22 protein-coding genes and 1 other RNA gene are annotated in these 18,528 nt (G+C 62.3%); 10 read left to right on the top strand and 13 right to left on the bottom strand.

The window, feature by feature from the left end:
- Positions 1 to 8: 8 nt before the first annotated feature.
- Positions 9 to 1,007, bottom strand: coding sequence for a tRNA dihydrouridine synthase DusB (dusB, locus tag LVY65_RS03860; protein ID WP_235066684.1), 999 nt, complete (start codon positions 1,005 to 1,007; stop codon positions 9 to 11).
- 50 nt (positions 1,008 to 1,057) lie between these two features.
- Here dusB and LVY65_RS03855 point away from each other — a divergent pair, with 50 nt between their 5' ends.
- From LVY65_RS03855 to LVY65_RS03845, 3 genes are read left to right on the top strand one after another with little or no spacing between them, the layout of a single operon-like run.
- On the top strand, positions 1,058 to 2,203 hold the full coding sequence (locus LVY65_RS03855) for a bifunctional 2-C-methyl-D-erythritol 4-phosphate cytidylyltransferase/2-C-methyl-D-erythritol 2,4-cyclodiphosphate synthase (RefSeq protein WP_235066683.1): 1,146 nt from the start codon (positions 1,058 to 1,060) through the stop codon (positions 2,201 to 2,203).
- Positions 2,204 to 2,251: 48 nt separating this feature from the next.
- Positions 2,252 to 2,770, top strand: a complete 519-nt coding sequence (locus LVY65_RS03850; protein ID WP_235066682.1) for a hypothetical protein — start codon at positions 2,252 to 2,254, stop codon at positions 2,768 to 2,770.
- 12 nt (positions 2,771 to 2,782) lie between these two features.
- Entirely contained in the window at positions 2,783 to 3,286 is a 504-nt protein-coding gene (locus LVY65_RS03845; protein ID WP_235066681.1) for a CinA family protein, read from the top strand.
- Here the strand turns inward: LVY65_RS03845 and LVY65_RS03840 are convergent.
- Positions 3,247 to 3,708 (bottom strand): type II toxin-antitoxin system RatA family toxin, encoded by a 462-nt coding sequence (locus LVY65_RS03840; RefSeq protein ID WP_235066680.1) that lies wholly within the window; start codon positions 3,706 to 3,708, stop codon positions 3,247 to 3,249. The two genes, LVY65_RS03845 and LVY65_RS03840, sit on opposite strands and share 40 nt — an antisense overlap.
- Complete coding sequence (gene lipA, locus LVY65_RS03835) at positions 3,708 to 4,637, bottom strand: lipoyl synthase (RefSeq protein WP_235066679.1); 930 nt, start codon at positions 4,635 to 4,637, stop codon at positions 3,708 to 3,710. The genes LVY65_RS03840 and lipA overlap by 1 nt, the downstream gene beginning before the upstream one ends.
- An 83-nt stretch (positions 4,638 to 4,720) precedes the next feature.
- Here lipA and LVY65_RS03830 point away from each other — a divergent pair, with 83 nt between their 5' ends.
- On the top strand, positions 4,721 to 5,353 hold the full coding sequence (locus LVY65_RS03830; RefSeq protein WP_235066678.1) for a carbonic anhydrase: 633 nt from the start codon (positions 4,721 to 4,723) through the stop codon (positions 5,351 to 5,353).
- A gap of 18 nt (positions 5,354 to 5,371) precedes the next feature.
- Here LVY65_RS03830 and LVY65_RS03825 read toward each other — a convergent pair whose 3' ends face one another.
- Positions 5,372 to 5,692 carry a YMGG-like glycine zipper-containing protein gene (locus LVY65_RS03825; RefSeq protein WP_235066677.1) on the bottom strand — a complete coding sequence of 107 codons (321 nt, stop codon included), beginning with the start codon at positions 5,690 to 5,692 and terminating at the stop codon, positions 5,372 to 5,374.
- 115 nt (positions 5,693 to 5,807) lie between these two features.
- Between LVY65_RS03825 and LVY65_RS03820 the strand changes: the two genes are divergently transcribed.
- The 3 genes from LVY65_RS03820 to LVY65_RS03810 all read left to right on the top strand — a co-directional run bounded on the left by LVY65_RS03820 (position 5,808) and on the right by LVY65_RS03810 (position 7,700).
- Positions 5,808 to 6,542 carry an NYN domain-containing protein gene (locus LVY65_RS03820; protein WP_235066676.1) on the top strand — a complete coding sequence of 245 codons (735 nt, stop codon included), beginning with the start codon at positions 5,808 to 5,810 and terminating at the stop codon, positions 6,540 to 6,542.
- 104 nt (positions 6,543 to 6,646) lie between these two features.
- Positions 6,647 to 7,219, top strand: coding sequence for a PAS domain-containing protein (locus tag LVY65_RS03815; protein ID WP_235066675.1), 573 nt, complete (start codon positions 6,647 to 6,649; stop codon positions 7,217 to 7,219).
- 58 nt (positions 7,220 to 7,277) lie between these two features.
- A complete protein-coding gene (locus LVY65_RS03810; protein WP_235066674.1) occupies positions 7,278 to 7,700 on the top strand; it encodes a DoxX family protein in 423 nt (140 codons plus the stop codon).
- Here LVY65_RS03810 and LVY65_RS03805 read toward each other — a convergent pair.
- On the bottom strand, positions 7,697 to 7,987 hold the full coding sequence (locus LVY65_RS03805) for a DUF1905 domain-containing protein (protein ID WP_235066673.1): 291 nt from the start codon (positions 7,985 to 7,987) through the stop codon (positions 7,697 to 7,699). The two genes, LVY65_RS03810 and LVY65_RS03805, sit on opposite strands and share 4 nt — an antisense overlap.
- A gap of 288 nt (positions 7,988 to 8,275) precedes the next feature.
- Here LVY65_RS03805 and LVY65_RS03800 point away from each other — a divergent pair, with 288 nt between their 5' ends.
- Positions 8,276 to 8,659: an amino acid-binding protein gene (locus LVY65_RS03800; protein ID WP_235066672.1), complete on the top strand. Its 384-nt coding sequence runs from the start codon at positions 8,276 to 8,278 to the stop codon at positions 8,657 to 8,659.
- A gap of 12 nt (positions 8,660 to 8,671) precedes the next feature.
- Here the strand turns inward: LVY65_RS03800 and ettA are convergent, their stop codons facing one another.
- The 5 genes from ettA to ffs all read right to left on the bottom strand — a co-directional run bounded on the left by ettA (position 8,672) and on the right by ffs (position 14,414).
- Positions 8,672 to 10,351: an energy-dependent translational throttle protein EttA gene (gene ettA, locus LVY65_RS03795; RefSeq protein ID WP_235066671.1), complete on the bottom strand. Its 1,680-nt coding sequence runs from the start codon at positions 10,349 to 10,351 to the stop codon at positions 8,672 to 8,674.
- Positions 10,352 to 10,446: 95 nt separating this feature from the next.
- Complete coding sequence (locus tag LVY65_RS03790; protein ID WP_235067160.1) at positions 10,447 to 12,060, bottom strand: long-chain fatty acid--CoA ligase; 1,614 nt, start codon at positions 12,058 to 12,060, stop codon at positions 10,447 to 10,449.
- A gap of 105 nt (positions 12,061 to 12,165) precedes the next feature.
- Entirely contained in the window at positions 12,166 to 12,489 is a 324-nt protein-coding gene (locus LVY65_RS03785; protein ID WP_235066670.1) for a YbaB/EbfC family nucleoid-associated protein, read from the bottom strand.
- 1 nt (position 12,490) lies between these two features.
- A complete protein-coding gene (locus tag LVY65_RS03780; RefSeq protein WP_235066669.1) occupies positions 12,491 to 14,122 on the bottom strand; it encodes a DNA polymerase III subunit gamma/tau in 1,632 nt (543 codons plus the stop codon).
- A 197-nt stretch (positions 14,123 to 14,319) separates the two neighbouring features.
- Positions 14,320 to 14,414, bottom strand: an RNA gene (gene ffs, locus LVY65_RS03775) — signal recognition particle sRNA small type.
- A 106-nt stretch (positions 14,415 to 14,520) separates the two neighbouring features.
- Between ffs and LVY65_RS03770 the strand changes: the two genes are divergently transcribed.
- On the top strand, positions 14,521 to 15,222 hold the full coding sequence (locus LVY65_RS03770; protein ID WP_235066668.1) for an EF-hand domain-containing protein: 702 nt from the start codon (positions 14,521 to 14,523) through the stop codon (positions 15,220 to 15,222).
- Between the two features lie 17 nt (positions 15,223 to 15,239).
- Here the strand turns inward: LVY65_RS03770 and LVY65_RS03765 are convergent, their stop codons facing one another.
- From LVY65_RS03765 to LVY65_RS03755, 3 genes are read right to left on the bottom strand one after another with little or no spacing between them, the layout of a single operon-like run.
- Positions 15,240 to 15,572 (bottom strand): 2Fe-2S iron-sulfur cluster-binding protein, encoded by a 333-nt coding sequence (locus tag LVY65_RS03765; protein WP_235066667.1) that lies wholly within the window; start codon positions 15,570 to 15,572, stop codon positions 15,240 to 15,242.
- A complete protein-coding gene (locus LVY65_RS03760; RefSeq protein WP_235066666.1) occupies positions 15,569 to 16,681 on the bottom strand; it encodes a cysteine desulfurase family protein in 1,113 nt (370 codons plus the stop codon). The genes LVY65_RS03765 and LVY65_RS03760 overlap by 4 nt, the downstream gene beginning before the upstream one ends.
- Positions 16,678 to 17,751, bottom strand: a complete 1,074-nt coding sequence (locus tag LVY65_RS03755; RefSeq protein WP_235066665.1) for a cysteine desulfurase family protein — start codon at positions 17,749 to 17,751, stop codon at positions 16,678 to 16,680. Before LVY65_RS03755 ends, LVY65_RS03760 begins: the two co-directional genes overlap by 4 nt.
- Before the next feature lie 119 nt (positions 17,752 to 17,870).
- Here LVY65_RS03755 and LVY65_RS03750 point away from each other — a divergent pair, with 119 nt between their 5' ends.
- Complete coding sequence (locus tag LVY65_RS03750) at positions 17,871 to 18,527, top strand: alpha/beta hydrolase (protein WP_235066664.1); 657 nt, start codon at positions 17,871 to 17,873, stop codon at positions 18,525 to 18,527.
- Position 18,528: the final 1 nt, after the last annotated feature.

Genomic DNA, 18,528 nt, shown 5'->3' with positions numbered 1-18,528 from the left:
TTTGTGGGTCAGGCCGCAGATCGCGCCAGCCAGGGCGAATAAAATTCGCGCAACATCTGGGTCACGACCTTCGGATCGTCGATGAAATTGACCCGATTGCGAAACTCGGCCGAGCCGGGAAGTCCCTTGGTGTACCAGCCGATATGCTTGCGGGCGAGGTTGACCCCCGTCTGCGTGCCGTAGAGCGATTGCATGGCGTCATATTGCTCAAGGATCAGGTCGAGTTGCTCGTCCATCGACGGATCGGGACGATGTCCCCCTCCGACGAGGTCGCTCATCACCTGGCCGAGCAGCCACGGTTTTCCATAGGCGCCGCGACCGATCATCACTCCGTCGGCGCCGGATTGGGCCAGCGCCGTACGGGCGTTTTCCAGGCTGCAGATGTCACCGTTGACGATGACCGGTAGCGCGGTCGCTTCCTTCACCTTGCGCACGAACGTCCAGTCCGCGCTGCCCTTGTACATCTGGCATCGGGTCCGGCCGTGAACGGTGATTTTCCTGATGCCCAGGTCCTCGGCAATGCGTGCCAATTCGGGCGCATTGAGTGATCCATGGTCCCACCCCATCCGCATCTTCAGCGTAACGGGCACATTCACTGCCTTCACGGTCGCCTCGATGATCGACGCGGCCAGCGGCAGGTCGCGCATCAGGGCCGATCCGGCGTCGCCGTTGACGACCTTTTTCACCGGGCAGCCCATGTTGATGTCGATAATTGCGGCGCCGCGCTGCTCGTTGAGCTTGGCAGCCTCAGCCATTTCCGCAGGCGCGCACCCGGCGAGCTGGAGCGACACCGGCTCTTCGCTCGGATCCCACGCAGCCTTTTGCAGCGACTGGCGGGTCTCGCGAATCATCGCCTGGCTGGCGATCATTTCGCTGACCGTAAGCCCCGCCCCGTAACGCTTGACGATCTTACGGAACGGCAGGTCGGTCACGCCCGTCATGGGCGCGAGGATGACAGGCGCGTCGATGGTCACCGGACCGACGGAGATGGGCTTGACCAGGCTCATGGGAAGGCGCGCCTTTACAGGAAGGGCTCCAAGCGGGCAAGGCGCGGCTCATGACGGTCACCGCGCTTATCGTCGCCGCCGGATCGGGAAGCCGGCTGGGCGGCGGACTCCCCAAACAATATCGGCCGATTGCCGGCACCGCGGTCCTGGCCCGCGCGGTCGACGCTTTAGCGTCACATCCGGCGATCGACTCCGTGCGCGTGGTAATTGGCAATGGCCATGAGGAACTGGCCCGGAATGCGCTCGGCAGCCGCGATGTCGGCGAGCTCATTATCGGCAGTGCGGAGCGCGCCGACAGCGTCCGCGCCGGCCTTGCAGCGATTGAGACTGACGTCATCCTGGTTCACGACGCCGCCCGCCCTTTTTGCCCGCACGACGTCATCGACCGACTGCTCGACGCGCTGCCGACGGCTGACGGAGTGGTTCCTGCAATCCCAATCGCCGACACGATTGCCCGAGCTGACGGCTTGCTGGGAAAAGCGGTGGATCGGCAGGGACTGGTGCGGGTTCAGACGCCGCAAGCCTTCCGGCTCGACACGTTGGAACAAGCATATGCGCAATGGACAGATATTGGCGCCACCGACGAATCGACCGTCGCGCGCGCTGCAGGGTTTGAGGTCGCGGTGGTCTTAGGAGATCCCCTGCTCGAAAAATTGACCACGGCCTCTGATTGGGACCGTGCCGAGGTCTACCAGGCGACGCGCCTCATATCCCGGACCGGCATGGGCTTCGATGTCCACGCCTTCGCAGGCGAGGGCCCGATCATGATGGGCGGCGTCGAGATACCGCATGAGCGCGGCCTGGCCGGGCACAGCGATGCCGATGTGGTCCTTCACGCAATCACCGATGCGCTTTTGGGGGCAGCCGTGCTCGGCGATATTGGGGAGCATTTCCCGCCGAGCGACCCCCGGTGGAAGGGCGCCAGCAGCAGCATTTTCCTCGCCCATGCCGCCGACGCGGTCCGCCGCGCCGGCGGCCGGATCGATTTCGTCGACTGCACCGTGATATGCGAAGCGCCGAAGGTCGGACCCTATCGTGACGCCATGCGGTCGCGGGTGGCGGAAATTCTTGGGCTTCCGATTTCCTGCGTCAGCATCAAGGCCACGACCACCGAAAGACTGGGCTTCACGGGGCGTGGTGAAGGGATCGCCGCCCAGGCTGTCGCATCGGTCCGGCTGCCGCCCGTCGGCTTGTAGCGCCCTGCCCCTCTGCTAGGTTGATTGCGTGCAAATGAAGGGGGAGCCATGACTATTCTCAGATCTTCGGCCGCGACCTTGCTGGCATTGTCGCTTGGCTCGGCAACGATTGCCTCACCTGCGGAAAATTGCGTTAGCGAAGCCGAAGCGGTGGCGGTTTTCGCCGCGATGATGCCCGATATGATCGATGGGCTTCGCGGGAAATGCGCTGCCCATCTCCCTGCCAATGCCTATCTGGTCGCCAGCGGCGACGCGTTGATCGCGCGCTACAAGGTGCTCGCCGACCAGCGCTGGCCTGCGGCCAAAATTGCTTTCGGCCGGATCGCTGGAGACGAAGAAATGACCAGCAAGATGCCGGACCAGTATCTTCGACCCTTGATCGGCTCCGTGGTCGGATCGGAACTGATCAAAGACTTCAAGGTTGAAGATTGTCCCGGCGCCGACCGCATCGTGGAAAGCCTGGCTCCGCTTCCGCCGGAGAATGTCGCGGTGCTCGTCGGCACGATCGTGGTCTTGGCAGACGGCAAAAAAGGGCAGAAGGACAGCTTTCCGATCTGCAAGGCTTAGTACGATTTTCGAATGACTTACCTCCTCCCTGACGATCTCGTCGACAAGGCGCGCCAAGTAATCGAGGCCAACCGGGCCGTGGGCCGCCGTATTGCGGTGGCGGAAAGCTGCACCGGCGGGTTGGTAAGCGCGGCATTGACCGAAATCCCAGGCTCCTCGGCGGTGTTCGAATCAGGCTATGTGACCTATTCCAATGCCGCCAAGATCGCCGAACTCAACGTGTTTCCCGATGTCGTCGACACATTTGGCGCAGTGAGCGTGGCGACGGCATGGGCAATGGCCCAGGGCGCTCTCGAGGCATCCGGCGCCGATGTGGCAGTGGCCATCACCGGCATTGCCGGTCCTGATGGTGGGACCGATCAAAAGCCGGTCGGCACGGTGGTGTTCGCCCGCGCCGAACGTGCAGCAGGTTCCGACGATATCGTCGCCGACCAAAAGCTTTTTGATGCGAAAGAAGGCAGGTCGGGAATCCGCCGTCAGGCGGCGCTTTGCGCGCTCGATTTACTCATGCCGTAAAGCGCGTCTGCGCGCTTTTCGAACGCGCCGGTCATTCGCCGCAGCGCCCGATCGAACATCTGCCCGGCCAAGCTTTCAAAAAGCCGTGATTTGAATGCGAAATCGACCGAGAAATGGACATAGGTGCCGCCCTGCGGCGCGGGGTCGAACCGCCATTCATTTTTCAAATATTTGAGCGGGCCCTCGATATAGTCGACGCAGATGCTTTTAGGGCGGTCCTTGGTTACCCGGCTGGTGAAGCGCTCCTTGAACGCATTGAACCCGACGATCAGGTCGGCGATCATTTCACGATCATTATCTGAGCGGATTCGAACCGCGCTTACCCAGGGCAGAAATTCGTCATAGCTGCCGACGTCCGCGACAAGGTCGAACAGCTGATCGGGCGTATATGGGAGGTGCTTGGTCTCGCTATGCCTCGGCATCAGGCGATAACGCCCCCTGCCCTTGCCAGCTGCGTATTGCGGGCTTCGCGCATTTTGTTGAAGTCGTCGCCGGCGTGGTAACTCGAACGCGTCAGAGGCGATGCCGCGACCAGCAGGAAACCCTTTGCCCGGGCGATCGACGCATAAGCCTTGAACGCGTCGGGCGTGACGAATTCCTCGACGTTGGCGTGCTTCGGCGTCGGCTGGAGATATTGGCCCATGGTCAGGAAATCGATCCCGGCCGAGCGCATATCGTCCATCACTTGATGAACCTCCAGCCTCTGCTCGCCGAGCCCAACCATGATGCCCGACTTGGTGAAGATCGAGGGATCAAGCTTCTTGACCTGCTCGAGCAAGCGCAACGACGCATAGTAACGTGCCCCTGGCCTGATGGTCGGATAGAGCCTCGGGACCGTCTCAAGATTGTGATTGTAGACATCGGGCCGCGCCGCCACGATTGCCTCGACTGCCGCCTCATGCTTGTTGCGGAAGTCGGGCGTCAGAATCTCGATCGTCGTATCAGGCGTCTCGCGGCGCAGCGCCTCGATTACCTTTACGAACTGCGACGCGCCGCCGTCGGGCAGGTCATCCCGGTCGACCGAGGTCACGACGATGTGCTCCAGCCCCATTTTGGCCGCAGCGATCGCGACATGCTCCGGCTCCAGCGGATCGACCTTGCGCGGCATCCCGGTCTTGACGTTACAGAAGGCGCAAGCCCTGGTGCAGGTGTCGCCAAGGATCATCACCGTCGCATGCTTTTTGGTCCAGCATTCGCCGATGTTCGGGCAAGCCGCTTCCTCGCACACCGTTGCCAGGTTGAGCTCGCGCATCAGCCGCCGGGTTTCATGATAACCTTCGCTGACAGGCGCCTTGACCCGGATCCAATCCGGCTTGCGCTGCTTGGGGGGTATTGGGAGCGGAGCGTTCATGGGGTGCCAGATAGCGATTAGGCAGCGGCCTTGCCACCCCTGCTCTGCCCGACTAACCGGCGCGTGAAGCAAAGGGAGCATTGATGCAAGGGTTCGGCAACCTGCTTGAGGGCTATCGGCGGTTTCGCGCCAATCGATTCGATACAGCCAGGGAAAGATGGCAAGAGCTTGCCGAGGGGCAAGCGCCGCGTGCAATCGTCATTGCCTGCAGCGACAGCCGCGCCGATCCGGCGACCATCTTCGACACTAACCCCGGCGAGATATTCGTGGTGCGCAACGTCGCCAACCTAGTCCCGCCGTTTGAAACCGGCGGCGGACGTCATGGCGTCTCGGCAGCGTTGGAGTTCGGCGTGACTCAGTTGAATGTAGCCGAGATAGTAGTGATGGGCCATGAAGGGTGCGGCGGCATTTCTGCGGCGCTCACCGGCCAATTCCACGACGCGCCGGAAGGCGAAGGGGGGTTCGTCGCAACCTGGATGGCCCAGATAGGCGGGCCGGCCGACGCGATTGCCCGGGAACATGGCATAGGCGAAGATGCTCACCGCCTCCTGGAAGAAATCGGGATTCGCCAGAGCCTCGCCAACCTTCGGAGCTTTCCGTTTGTCGCCGAACGCGAAAAAAATGGCACCCTCAAACTGTTGGGGTGCCATTTTTCCATTCGCGATGGCGAACTTTGGCTGCTCGACGAGGCGGAAGACAAGTTCCACCCCGTCTGAGCGATCTAAATTAACCTACTAACAACGAACGTTATAATCGTAGATCGGATTGCCGTACTGATCGACGTAATAGCAATAGCCGCGGGTATCGCGATAATATTGCTTGCCCTTGACCACCGCGCCAATGACTCCGCCGAGGACCGCGCCTACGACAGCGCCCGTCACCGGATTGACACCCGGAACAACCGCGCCAACGACCGCGCCGCTCGCGCCGCCGATCGCCGCGCCAGTTACTGCACGCGTAGCCTGCGGGTTATTGTTATAGCCATAGGGGTCGGTCGCGCATCCCGAAAGGGCGACACTGCTTGCTATGGCTGACGCTAACACTAAACGTTTCATCACTTCGGTCCTCCTGTACACTTCCCGCACACTGTAAATGCTATGACGTGTAGACGCCGATTTCGTTCCGTCCCCGTTGCGGTATGAACGGCAGATAAACAGAGCGAAAGACTCAATGACTGACCGTAATGATTACGCAGAAGCCGAGCTGAACATTGCCTTGCTGATCGATGCCGACAATGCGTCGCCCGAACATCTTGACGAAGTCCTGCTGGTTCTTGGCGAGCTTGGAACCATCAATATCCGCCGCGCCTATGGCAATTGGGCCAAGGCCAGCCTCAAGAGCTGGGGCGCGCTTACCGGCATGCATTCGATCGTGCCGATGCAGCAGTTCGACGTCGTGAAGGGCAAAAGTTCGACTGACATGCGGATGACGATCGACGCGATGGACCTTCTCTACCGCGGCCATGTCGACGGTTTCGGCATCATGTCGTCGGACTCGGATTTCCTGCCGCTCGCACAGCGAATTCGCGAGGACGGGCTTCCGGTCTACGGCTTCGGCACGGCCAAGACGCCGACCAGCTTCCAGCAAGCCTGCACCCGTTTCTTCGACGTGGCGGCGCTGGCTGCCAACAAGGACGAAGCGCTGGAGGCGCCACCGGCGGCCGAGGGCCAGCGGACGATCGATTCGGAATTGCTCCAGGTGCTGGGCGCCGCGTTCAAGGCGTCGAAGCGCGACGAGGATGGCTATGCTTCCTTGAGCGAAATGGGGCAGCGGGCAAAGGCCGTATCCAGTTTCGCGGTTCGCAACTACGGGTTCAACCGCCTGTCCGACCTCATCAAGGCCCTTCCCAATTTCGGGACCAAGGTCGGTGACGACGGACGGATGATGGTCAAGCGGCTACGTTAAACCCCTGTTGCCCCATCATCACAGTACCAGTCATTCGTCGCAGGGGTGGAACCGACCGAACCTTGCATAGTTGAGCACGCCAAGTCGGAAACTCATCAAAAGCCATGCTCGCTTCGACAAACGCCCAAGATTACCTGGACTATGCGCTTCAGGCGCTGGAAACCGCTGACGGTGGCTTTGAGTCCTTGCTCGATGCCATGCCGGTGCCGGTTTACGTGACTGATGCCGAGGGCATGGTGACCTACTGGAACAAGGCGTGCGTCGACTTCGCCGGCCGCGAACCTGAGCTGGGCCGCGATCGATGGTGCGTGACCTGGCGGATCCATACTCCAGCAGACGAACATCTGCCCCACGACCGCTGCCCGATGGCGATTGCAGTCCGCGAAAAACGCGAGATACGCGGCGAGCTCGCGATCGCGATGCGTCCTGACGGTAGCCGCAAGGCCTTCGTACCCTACCCCACCCCCTTGTTTGACGACGACGGCGAGCTCTCCGGCGCCGTCAATGTGCTCATCGACGTCAGCAAGGAGCAAGCCGACGCGTTGGCCGAGCAGGCGGAGCGTTGCCGCCGCCTCGCTGCGGCGATTTGCGACCGCCACACTGGGGAAGTGCTTCGTGCCATGGCCACGGGCTACGCGAACAACGCCGCCGCACTGCGTGCTTCCCATCCCGTTTGACATCGGGCGAGCAAGAACGCACCACCCTGCCGTCGTTTGGCAAGGCAGGGCCCAATCTATGGGTGAAGGTCGTTACGCATCGCAGGCGCTGAGCTTGCTCCGCATCGTCGCGGCGCTGCTGTTCTTTCAGCATGGCACCTCCAAGGTTTTGGGCTTTCCTCCCTTCCCGATGGGCGACGTGCCGGTTGGATCGCTGTTCTGGATCGCGGGGGTAATCGAGATCGTCGGAGGTCTGCTGCTGCTGATTGGGCTGCTGTCGCGGCCGGTGGCATTCATCCTGTCGGGCGAGATGGCCGTGGCCTATTGGGTGACCCATGCCCCGCAATCGACGTTCCCGCTGCTCAATCATGGTGAAGGAGCGATTCTGTTCTGCTTCATCTTCCTGCTAATCGCCGCCGCCGGCCCGGGAGTGTGGAGCCTCGACGCGTCGCGCGGCCGGAAGCTCGTCGTCACCGAGGATGCCGGCGAACCGGTCCCCTAACCCAGGATTTCCAGCTCAACGGTGACGTCATCGCCGGCGGCGATGCCTGCCTGGCGCCGCACCGCTGCCTTGACCGGCAGAATGTATCCGCCAGACTTTTGCGGAAAGACCGAAGTCTGCCAGCGAACCTCGCCAATCGTCACTTCCACCCTGACCGACCCGAAACCGCCGCGGCTCATCAGGCTGTGGGCGCGCAATTCGCCCGCCTGATCCTCCGGCACGGTGACGAAATGCCAGCTGGCCTGGCTGCCGCTCCATAGCCAAAGGGGTCCGGTAACGAGGATCATTGCGCGGCGCTTAAGTTCACTAAGTTCACAAAAGTCTCGGGATGAGGCGCCATTTTGGCGCTGGGACGAAAAGAATGACACTTCAAATCGACTTATAATCTCACCGATGAAAAAGAGCCCAGCCCATGCTGGCAGGCGATATCCTACATTGCCAGTGCGGCGTCGCGCGATCGTTTCCCCAGAAGCTCGGCGCCTTTTCAGGCTCTCTGCTTTCATCTCCGGAAGTCGGCTGCGGTGGGGCAGCATGTGGCTTGCTGAGCCATCCGCTGATCCACTAACAGAGGGGTTATGTACAACGTTGCCATCGATCTAACTGACGAGCCCGGCTCGCTCGCCAGTTTCGGCGAAGCGCTGGGCGCGGCAGGTGTGAGCGTCGAAGGTGGTGGCGTGTTTACCGTGGATGGCGTTGGGCGCGCCCACTTCCTGGTCGAAGATGGCGCTGCCGCCCGCAATGCGCTCGAGATTGCGGGTCTCGGCACCGCGACTATCCGCCCGGCCCTAATTAGGCGCCTCAAGCAGGAGGTGCCTGGCCAGCTTGGTGCCATTGCCCGAGCGCTTGCCGATGCCGGTGTGAACATCGAGACTCAATATAGCGATCATTCGAACCGGCTGGTTCTGGTCGTCGACGATCCTATGACCGCTGAACTGGTGACCAGCGACTGGGCGGCCTAAGCCGCCGGACACTTATCGCGTCAGCTTCTTGTACGTCATCCGATGCGGCCTATCCGCCTCCGGGCCCATCCGGCGGCGCTTGTCTTCCTCATAGGCTTCGAAATTGCCTTCGAACCATTCGACATGGCTGTCGCCTTCGAACGCCAGGATGTGGGTCGCGAGACGGTCGAGGAAGAAGCGGTCGTGGCTGATGACCACGGCGCAGCCGGCGAAATTCTCCAGCGCGTCCTCAAGCGCACGTAGCGTCTCGACGTCCAAGTCGTTGGTCGGCTCGTCAAGCAGGAGGACGTTGCCGCCCTCCTTCAGCATCTTGGCGAGGTGAACGCGGTTGCGTTCGCCGCCCGACAGCTGGCCGACCTTCTTCTGCTGGTCTGTGCCCTTGAAGTTGAATGCGCCGACATAGGCACGGGTCTGCATTTCCTGCTTGCCGACGGTCATCAGCTCATGCCCGCCCGAGATTTCCTCCCACACATTATGCTTGGGATCGAGCGCGTCGCGGCTCTGGTCGACATAGCCCAAGTGGACGGTGTCGCCGATCGCAATCGAGCCGCTGTCGGGCTGTTCCTGGCCGGTGATCAGCCGGAACAAGGTCGTCTTGCCGGCGCCGTTGGGACCGATAATCCCGACAATGCCGCCGGGTGGCAGGCTGAACGAGAGGTCCTCGAACAGCAGCTTGTCGCCATAGGCCTTGCTGAGGCCATTGGCCTCGATCACCTTGCCGCCGAGCCGCTCTGGTGACTGGATGACGATCTGCGCCTTGCCGACGGTGCGCTTCTCCGACGCCTCGACCAGCTGGTCGAATGCCTTGATGCGGGCCTTGGACTTGGCCTGGCGGGCCTTGGGCGACTGCCGGATCCATTCCAGCTCTTCCTTGATCGCCTTCTGGCGTCCCTCGTCCTCTCGCTCTTCCTGCTCGAGCCGCTTGGCCTTCTTGTCGAGGTAGGTCGAATAATTGCCTTCGTAGACAAAATATTTTCCGCGATCGAGTTCGAGGATCCAGTTGACCACATTGTCGAGGAAGTAGCGGTCGTGGGTGACGAGGATGACGTTGCCCGGATAGTCGACGAGATGCTTTTCCAGCCACTGGACGCTTTCGGCGTCGAGGTGGTTGGTGGATTCGTCGAGCAGCAGGATGTTCGGCTTTTCGAGCAGCAGGCGACAGAGCGCCACGCGGCGCTTCTCGCCCCCCGACAGGTTGGTGACACTGGCATCGCCCGGCGGGCAGCGAAGTGCGTCCATCGCGATTTCGAGCTGGTTGTCGAGGGTCCAGCCATCGACCGCGTCGATCTTTTCCTGCAGCTCGCCCATTTCGGCCATCAGCGCGTCGAAATCACAATCGGCAGGAGGATCGCCCATCAACATGCTGATTTCGTTGAAGCGATCCATCATGTCGGCGACCGGCTTCACGCCTTCGCGGACATTTTCCATGACCGTCTTGGATTCGTCGAGCTGCGGCTCCTGCTCAAGATAGCCGACGGTAATGTTGGTGCCCGGCCAGGCCTCGCCCTGAAACTCGGTATCGCGGCCGGCCATGATCTTCATCAGGGTCGACTTGCCCGACCCGTTGGGGCCGACAATGCCGATCTTGGCGTCAGGATAGAATTGCAGGTGGATTCCATTGAGGACCGGCTTGGGCGCGCCGGGGAAGGTCTTGGTCAGACCCTTCATCACAAAGCTGTATTGAGCGGCCATGGGGTCGCGGTACTCCGAAACGGGTTGGGATTTGCCGGCCAGATAGGGGATGCTGGCCAAATCGTCTAGGCTGGCGTTCTCCGACGGCCGCCGGGCTAGTCCCGCCCGACCATTTCCTGCGCATCGGCAAACCGATAATCCCGGAATTGCTCGCGCAGCGTCTTCTTGCTGAGCTTGCCTGTTGCAGTATGCGGAAGTTCATCCACGAACTCGACCGCGTCAGGAAGCCACCATTTGGCGACATGGCCCGTCAGATGCTCGCGAACCTTAACCGCACAGACATCGCTGCCAGATACCCGGACGCAGACCAGTAACGGCCGCTCGTCCCATTTGGGATGGGGAATGCCGATCGCCGCAGCCTCGGCAATACCAGGGCATCCAACCGCGGCATTTTCCAGCTCGATCGAACTGATCCACTCGCCGCCCGACTTGATCACGTCTTTCGACCGGTCGGTGATCTGCACCGTGCCATCGGGATGGATCGCGGCAACATCGCCAGTGTCGAACCACTGGCCGTCCTCGGTCGCGTCCTTTTCTTCCTTGAAATAGCGCTTGATCACCCAAGGCCCACGCGCCTGCAGCCGGCCCGACGAAATGCCGTCGCGCGGCAGGACGTTGCCGTCATCGTCCACCGCGCGCAGTTCGACACCGAAGGGTGGACGCCCCTGGAGCGCAATATGGTCCACCTTTTCGTCCAGGCTATATTCGTCCCAGCCGAGCGGGCGCGATCCGCAAGTGCCGATCGGCGACGTTTCGGTCATGCCCCAGGCGTGGCCGACCTCGATACCACGCTCGAGAAACCAATGAATCATCGCCCTTGGCGCGGCCGACCCCCCGATCGTGACCTGCTTGAGGTCGCCAAGCTCATCGCCAGTCCTCAGGATATGCTCGATCATCGTCAGCCAGATGGTTGGGACCCCGGCAGAATGCGTGACTCGCTCCTCGCGGAATAGCCGGCACATCTTGTCGGGACGATAATCGGCCGAAAGGACCAGCTTGCACCCGACCATCGGCGCCGCCCATGGCACGCCCCAGGCGTTGGCATGAAACATCGGGACGATCGGCAGCACGACCGCACGCTTCGAAAGGTTGAAAATGTCGGGTGACGCCTCGGCCAATGTGTGGAGCATGGTCGAGCGATGCTCATAAAGCACGCCCTTGGGATTACCGGTGGTTCCGCTGGTGTAGCAAAGTCCGCACGGATCGCGCTCGTCGCCTTCTACCCAATCATAGTCGCCGTCATATGGCGCGAGCCAGTCGACGAACGAAACGTCTCCACTCCATCCCTCCGGCGGATCGAAGCAGACATAATGTTCGATCGTCGTCCACTTGGGCTTCATCCGCTCGACCAATGCAGCGAACGCATGATCGTAGATCAGCACCCGGTCTTCGGCATGGTTGGCGATATATTCGAGCTGGTCCTCGAACAGCCGCGGGTTGATGGTGTGCAGCACCCCGCCCATGCCGATGGCGCCATACCATGACGTCAAATGGTGGCTGTGGTTCATTGCCAGCGTCGCGACCCGATCGCCGGGTTTGATGCCCCAGGCTTCGAGCGCCTGGGCCATTCGGCGCGCGTCGTTCGCAATATTGCGCCAGTTGGTCCGCGTAACGGAGCCGTCGGACCAGGCCGAGACAATCTCGCCATCGCCATGTTCGCGTTCGGCGTGATCGACCAGCCGCGTCACACGCAGCGGAAAGTCCTGCATTGCACCAAGCTTCTGCACGCCTCGTCCCCCGCGCGTAGCCAAGCGTGCAGCTTCGCCGCACTCCCGTGGGGTTACAAGCGGAAATTAACGTCGCGGATTTGAAGCTTAGAAGGGCAGCTTGAATCCCGGCGGAAGCGGCAAGCCGGAAGTCATCGCCTGCATCTGCTCGCCCGCAGCGGCATCGGCCTTGCCGCGAGCATCGTTGATCGCGGCGGCAATCAGGTCCTCCAGCATCGTCTTTTCGCCCGGGACGAGCAGGCTGTCGTCGATCGAAACGCCAAGGATCCGGCCCTTGGCGGTGGCCTTGATCTTGACCAGGCCGCCGCCCGACAGGCCTTCCACCTCGACCTTGTCGAGATTTTCCTGGGCCTGGGCGAGTTGAGCCTGCGCGGCTTCCGCCATTTTCATGATTTCGTCGAGGCTGGGCATGTCAGGCTTCTTTCCGTTCGATGGATTCTAAAGTTGCGTCGGGAAATTCATCAAGCAGCGCGCGGACATTGGGTTCCTCTAACACCGCCGCGCGCATCCGCTCTTCCGCCATCGCTTCCTGCTGCTGGAGCGACGGAGAGCCGCCTTCATCGGTCAACCGGACTTGCCAGTTTTGGCCAGTCGCCTGCTTGGCCGCGGCGGCCAGCTCTCGTGAAAAATCGGCGCCCAGCGGCTTCAGCGGCTTCAACACCATCTCACCGGGGGCAAAGCTTACCAGCCCGACATGGTCGCGAAGTTGGACTCCGAGCAGTTGCTTGCCCTGGCTTTCGACCGCCTCGACCAGAGCAGCGAAGTCGAGCGGCAGGCTGGCCTTTGGTTCAGCCGCCGGCTTGGCCGCGGGGACCGAAGGCGCGCCGGCGACAGCCGCTCCTCCCGCCAACATTGCCGCCAGGGCCGACGGATCGGGCATTTCGGCGGCATGGATCAGCCGGAGCAGTGCCATGGTCGCCGCCTCTTGCGGGTCGGGCGCGATCCGTATGTCCTCAAGGCCCTTGAGCAACAGCTGCCACAGCCGATGGAGATTGCCCCAGCTCAGCCGGGCAGCGAGCTCCGCCGAATGCTCCCGCTCCTCGGCCGACTGGAGGGGATCGGCCGAAGCCCCAGCCTTGGCGCGGGTTACCGAATGCATCGATTCCATCAGGCCCCGGAACAGCGAGCCTGGATCGATGCCGAGCGAATGGGTTTCGTCGAGTTGAGTCAGCGTTGCCGCGACATCGCCGGTCAGCAATGTTTCCAGCAGGCGGCGAATTCGGCCCCGATCCGCCTGGCCCAGCATGTCGCGGACCTGGTCGGCGGTGACCTTCCCTTCGCCATGGGCAATCGCCTGGTCGAGGATCGACAGGCCGTCACGGGCAGAACCTTCGGCCGCGCGGGCAATGGCCTGCAGCGCCTCTTCCTCGACCTCGACCCCTTCCGCCCGGGCGACATTGGCGAAATGCTCGGACAGCTTTTCAGCCGGAATACGGCGCAGGTCGAACCGCTGGCAGCGCGAAAGGACCGTCACCGGGACCTTGTTCACTTCAGTGGTCGCGAACAGGAATTTCACATGTGCCGGCGGCTCCTCAAGCGTCTTCAGAAGCGCGTTGAATGCACTTTTCGACAGCATGTGGACTTCGTCGATGATGTAGATTTTGTAGCGCGCCGAGACTGAGGCGTAGCGCACCGCCTCGATGATCTCACGGACGTCGTCGACGCCGGTGTGCGACGCAGCGTCCATTTCGATCACGTCGATATGGCGGCCCTCGGCGATCGCCCGGCATGGCTCGCACACACCACAGGGATCGATCGTTGGCCCACCCTGCCCGTCCGGTCCGATGCAATTCAATGCCTTGGCGACAAGACGCGCGGTCGACGTCTTTCCAACCCCGCGCACGCCCGTCAGCAGGAAGGCGTGGGCAATGCGGCCGCGCTCAATGGCGTTGCCCAGCGTCTTCACCATCGCATCCTGGCCAATTAGTTCGGCAAAGGTCTGCGGGCGATATTTGCGGGCGAGCACGCGGTAAGGCGATGCATCGGCCGGCTTCTGCGGCTGTTCAGGGAGGTCCAGCCCGAGGCCGGGCGATTCGTCGTCCATATGTCGTGATGTAGGACCAATCGTCATCCGCGCGAAAGCGGGGATCCGGCATTTCTTCGACCGGACGTGCAAAGCCGGCACGGAGTAAATCCGCGCCGTCGGTCCTGTCCGCTGCGCGGCAGGCCGTCCGCCCCTCAATGGCACTACGCGCTGCTCACGATTGCATTGCAATCGTTTCCCTACGCTCGGCATTTCGGGGAGGTGGAAGCCGACGACCCGGCACGAAATCGTTGTGGCTGCTTCCTTCCGGACCTGACCAGGTTGGCGACAGCGCCGTCCGCCGACTTCCGAGCGCGCATATGGGTTAAGATATTGCTTCTCGCAAGCCCACATGGGTGCTTCATCGACCGTTCACGCGGCCGGGTTGACTAATGTTTGGCCAAGACGGAGGTCAGCTGATGCCCGTTCCCGCGCTGATCGTCCCGTTCCTCATACTCGTCGCCGCGGCAGAGGAGCCGCCGATTGTCGTCAAAGCATATCCATGGGCGCCGTTCATCAGCCCGATGGGCGAACCGTTCCGCCCACCCACCACCGGCGAAGCCCCGATCGCACGCTGGTTTAGCCGGGCCGATCAAAACGGGGACGGCATCCTGACAGCCGAAGAAATGCTGGCCGATGCAGACCGCTTCTTCGCGAGACTGGATGACAACCATGACGGCCTGATCGATCCGCAGGAAATTGCGGAATATGAGTATGAACTCGCGCCCGACGTCCAGGTGAATTCGCAATGGAAGCGACCGCGCGGCGAAGCTGCCCCAAAACCCGAATGGGAGCCTCCATGGGACGACCCGCGGAAGCGCGAGGACCGCTATGACGGATATCGCACCGACGGGCTGCAAGGCGCCGCCCGTTATGGCCTCCTCAATATTCCGCAACCCGTTGCGAGCGCCGACGCCGACTTCAACCGGGTAATTACGTTGGCCGAGTTCAGGCAAGCTGCATCATACCGGTTCAAGTTGCTCGACGATCAAGGCCAAGGCCGGATCGCGTTGCCGGAACTCGAAGCGCGGCTCCCGGCACGGCCAAAGGGCAAGCACGCCAAGCCCCGCAAGGACGTGGTCGATACCCGAATCGGCCTTCCGCTGCCCAAGGGTGAATAGCGGCCTTCGGCGGGAACTTATCGGTCCAGGTTGTAGGCGCCGCCCGGCATCTGCACCGTCAACGTGCCGAGATCGTCGGTCAGGTTGATTTGGCACGCGAGGCGCGATGTTCGCCGCACCTGCCAGGCGAGGTCGAGCAGGTCGTCCTCCTCCTCGCTCGCATGCGGAAGGCGGTCGAAATCTTCTTTCGCAACAATCACATGGCAGGTGGAACAGGCCATCTGCCCTTCGCAAGCGCCCTCAAGCGGCTGCCCTTCCCGCTGCGCGAGATCGAGCAAATTGGTGCCTGCAGGCGCGTCGATTTCATGATCGAGCGTTCCGTCGGCCTTGAGAAAACGCACCTTGATCACGCGGGAAGCGCCTGCTGCGCCTTGGCTGCCTCATCGATCCGACGGCAGGCGGAGGCCAGCTCCTCCTCGCCGGTGTAGCGGCCGAAGCCAAGTCGAATTGACGAGCGGGCTTGCGGCTCGGTCAGACCGATCGCCCGCAGCACGTGACTTGGCCGTCCTGAACCGCTGGCGCAGGCCGAACCGAGCGAGAAGGCGATATTGCGCATGTCACTTATCAGCCGTGCACCATCCAGCCCATCGCGCCGAAGATTGAGGTTGCCGTGGTAGCGCTGGGACTTACTTCCGTTAATTATCCAACCTTGTCCGAGCGTTGCCAGCGCTAATTCAAACAGTTTCGCAACATGGATCCCATCAGCATCGCGCCGTTGGGCGGCTAGGCGCGCGGCCTCGCCCATGCCGACACAGAGGGAAGGCGAAAGCGTGCCCGAGCGCAGGCCCTGTTCCTGCCCCCCGCCATGCAACAACGGCTCCGGCTCGGTCCCGGCACGGATCCACAGGCCACCTACGCCCTTGGGACCGTGAATCTTGTGCCCGGAAACGGCGACCAAGTCCGGGCCTTCGGGTATTTGGAGGCGCCCGAAGCCCTGAACCGCATCGCAGAGCATCAGCGCACCCACGGCATGAGCCATCCGCATCAGTTCGACGATGGGCTGGATGACGCCGATCTCGTTGTTGACCAGCATCACCGCGACGAGGGCGGTTTTATCGTCGATGACAGCTTCGGCCATGTCGAGGTCGATCAGCCCATCTGCGCCGACCTGGAGGCGGACTACCTCGACGCCCTGGCCTTCAAGCCATTCGGCGGTGTCAAGCACGGCAGCATGTTCGGTCGCGACGGTGACCAGCTTCCGGCGTTTGGCAGTCTGGAACGTGCCCTTGAGCGCCCAATTGAGCGATTCAGTCGCGCCACAGGTGAAGGCAAAGCGGCCGCCGGAAAATCCTAGCTCCTGTTCAACTTGGCTCCGCGCCACCTCGATCGCCGCCGCGGCCTCGCGGCCCCACCTCGACGGGCTGTGGGGGTTGGCGAATTTTTCCTCGATCCACGGCCGCATCGCCGCCGCCACTTCGGGCGCAACGGGCGTCGTCGCTTGATAATCGAGGTAAATCATGCCGCCCGCTGGCGTGAAGCAATCCGCGCCCACTCCGCCAGGAAGGCATCGATGTCGGCTTCGGTGGTGCGTGGGCCGAAGCTGATACGCAGGAAGCCACCTGCAACTTCTGGTGTCACACCCATTGCGGCCAGCACCGCGCTTTCCTTCATCTTGCCCGACGAACAGGCACTTCCGGCCGACACTGCAATTCCAGCGAGGTCGAACTGAACGAGCAGGGAGGCATTCGACGCGCCGGGCAGCGAGACGGCGCCGATGGTCGGAAGTCGTGGGCTGTTTTCGCCGATCACGACACCGCCGGCACCTTTCACGCCGTCGTCCAGCCGATGACGAAGTGTCGCAAGCCGCTCCATGTCATAGGGCCTTGTCGCCAGCGCAGCGGCGAAGGCCATTGCGCTGGGCGCATCCTGCGTGCCGCGGCGATAACCTTTCTCTTGCCCTCCAACCGGCTCCAGCGTGGCCAGATCCTTGACCAGCAAGGCGCCAACTCCCGGCGGCCCACCCAATTTGTGGGCCGACAGGGCGATGAAATCCGCGTCGGGCAGCGGAAACTTGCTTGCACTTTGCGCGCAATCGGCCAGCAGCAACGACCCCGCCGCGCGAACTCGCGGCGCGATCCGCGCAAGCGGCTGGAGGATGCCGGTTTCGTTATTGACCTGCTGGATTGCGATCAGCGCCGGCCCTTGAGCCAGGATCTCATCCAGCGCGGCCTCGTCGATCAGCCCATCCGGCCCAACCGGAATGACTTTCGACTTGGGCCCCATGGCGTGCGGGACGATGGCATGTTCGGTTGCGCCGTGTGCCCGCCCCGGTATCCGGGCACGCGCCGCCGCGATTTCCACCGCCTCGCTTGCGCCGCTGGTGAAAATGACGTCATGCCGCCAGTCGAGCATCTCACACAGCGTCGAGCGCGCTTCTTCGAGCAAAGCCCGTGACTTGCGCCCTTCGGCATGAGGCGAGCTTGGGTTTGCCCAAGCGTCATAGCCGCGTTCCAGGGCGGCACGCGCCTCCGGAAGCAGGTTGGTTGTGGCGGCGTGATCGAGAAAGATTCGGGTCTTGTTGTCAGTCATTGGAAAAGCGTCGGAATCCTGCCGTTGCCAGAGCTTGCGCCCGCCCTATATAGGAGCCGCCGTCACGGTGCATCCCTTCCGCGGCATTTCAGTTTCTTATTCCGACCAAGCGAGCGCCCATGCCCGAAGTGATTTTCCCCGGACCCGAAGGCCGTCTGGAAGGCCGATTCAACCCGGGACCGCGCCCGCGCGCTCCGGTCGCGTTGATCCTGCACAGCCACCCGCAGGCCGGCGGGACGATGAACAACAAGATCGTCCAGCTGCTCTACAAGGATTTCGTCCGCCGCGGCTTCGCCACGCTGCGCTTTAACTTCCGTGGCGTCGGCAAGAGCCAGGGGACGTTCGACAATGGCATTGGCGAGCTCAGCGACGCGGCAAGCGCGCTCGATTGGGTTCAGCAGATTCACCCGGAGGCCGAGGTTACTTGGGTCGCCGGAGTCAGCTTCGGCGCCTGGATCGGCATGCAGCTTTTGATGCGCCGTCCCGAAATCCGCGGCTTCATCTCGATCGCGCCGCCAGCCAACATGTATGATTTCAGCTTTCTCGCCCCTTGCCCGGCTTCGGGCATCATCATCCAGGGCGAAGCGGATGAGGTTGTCACCCCGGGCGCAGTCCAGAAGCTGGTCGACAAGCTGCGTACTCAAAAGCACATCACCATCGCCCATGACACCATTCCGGGTGCGAACCACTTCTTCGCCAACGAGCTCGACCTTTTGATGAAGAGTGTCGACGGCTATCTCGACTATCGGCTCGATCCCAGCTGCCCGATCCGCTGAT

Source organism: Sphingomonas cremea, assembly GCF_021502585.1.
GTDB lineage: Bacteria > Pseudomonadota > Alphaproteobacteria > Sphingomonadales > Sphingomonadaceae > Sphingomicrobium > Sphingomicrobium cremea.
This window is presented reverse-complemented; position numbering and strand designations above follow the sequence as displayed.

Coding starts and splice junctions, on each gene's coding strand:
- LVY65_RS03805 (WP_235066673.1), bottom strand. CDS start 7,987: ATGATCCTCGTTACCGGACCCCTTTGGCTATGGAGCGGCAGCCAGGCC.
- ettA (WP_235066671.1), bottom strand. CDS start 10,351: ATGGCCGCTCAATACAGCTTTGTGATGAAGGGTCTGACCAAGACCTTC.
- LVY65_RS03785 (WP_235066670.1), bottom strand. CDS start 12,489: ATGCCCAGCCTCGACGAAATCATGAAAATGGCGGAAGCCGCGCAGGCT.
- dusB (WP_235066684.1), bottom strand. CDS start 1,007: ATGAGCCTGGTCAAGCCCATCTCCGTCGGTCCGGTGACCATCGACGCG.
- LVY65_RS03820 (WP_235066676.1), top strand. CDS start 5,808: ATGACTGACCGTAATGATTACGCAGAAGCCGAGCTGAACATTGCCTTG.
- lipA (WP_235066679.1), bottom strand. CDS start 4,637: ATGAACGCTCCGCTCCCAATACCCCCCAAGCAGCGCAAGCCGGATTGG.
- LVY65_RS03845 (WP_235066681.1), top strand. CDS start 2,783: ATGACTTACCTCCTCCCTGACGATCTCGTCGACAAGGCGCGCCAAGTA.
- LVY65_RS03770 (WP_235066668.1), top strand. CDS start 14,521: ATGCCCGTTCCCGCGCTGATCGTCCCGTTCCTCATACTCGTCGCCGCG.
- LVY65_RS03815 (WP_235066675.1), top strand. CDS start 6,647: ATGCTCGCTTCGACAAACGCCCAAGATTACCTGGACTATGCGCTTCAG.
- LVY65_RS03750 (WP_235066664.1), top strand. CDS start 17,871: ATGCCCGAAGTGATTTTCCCCGGACCCGAAGGCCGTCTGGAAGGCCGA.
- LVY65_RS03840 (WP_235066680.1), bottom strand. CDS start 3,708: ATGCCGAGGCATAGCGAGACCAAGCACCTCCCATATACGCCCGATCAG.
- LVY65_RS03850 (WP_235066682.1), top strand. CDS start 2,252: ATGACTATTCTCAGATCTTCGGCCGCGACCTTGCTGGCATTGTCGCTT.
- LVY65_RS03800 (WP_235066672.1), top strand. CDS start 8,276: ATGTACAACGTTGCCATCGATCTAACTGACGAGCCCGGCTCGCTCGCC.
- LVY65_RS03790 (WP_235067160.1), bottom strand. CDS start 12,060: ATGCAGGACTTTCCGCTGCGTGTGACGCGGCTGGTCGATCACGCCGAA.
- LVY65_RS03830 (WP_235066678.1), top strand. CDS start 4,721: ATGCAAGGGTTCGGCAACCTGCTTGAGGGCTATCGGCGGTTTCGCGCC.
- LVY65_RS03855 (WP_235066683.1), top strand. CDS start 1,058: ATGACGGTCACCGCGCTTATCGTCGCCGCCGGATCGGGAAGCCGGCTG.
- LVY65_RS03755 (WP_235066665.1), bottom strand. CDS start 17,751: ATGACTGACAACAAGACCCGAATCTTTCTCGATCACGCCGCCACAACC.
- LVY65_RS03760 (WP_235066666.1), bottom strand. CDS start 16,681: ATGATTTACCTCGATTATCAAGCGACGACGCCCGTTGCGCCCGAAGTG.
- LVY65_RS03810 (WP_235066674.1), top strand. CDS start 7,278: ATGGGTGAAGGTCGTTACGCATCGCAGGCGCTGAGCTTGCTCCGCATC.
- LVY65_RS03780 (WP_235066669.1), bottom strand. CDS start 14,122: ATGGACGACGAATCGCCCGGCCTCGGGCTGGACCTCCCTGAACAGCCG.
- LVY65_RS03825 (WP_235066677.1), bottom strand. CDS start 5,692: ATGAAACGTTTAGTGTTAGCGTCAGCCATAGCAAGCAGTGTCGCCCTT.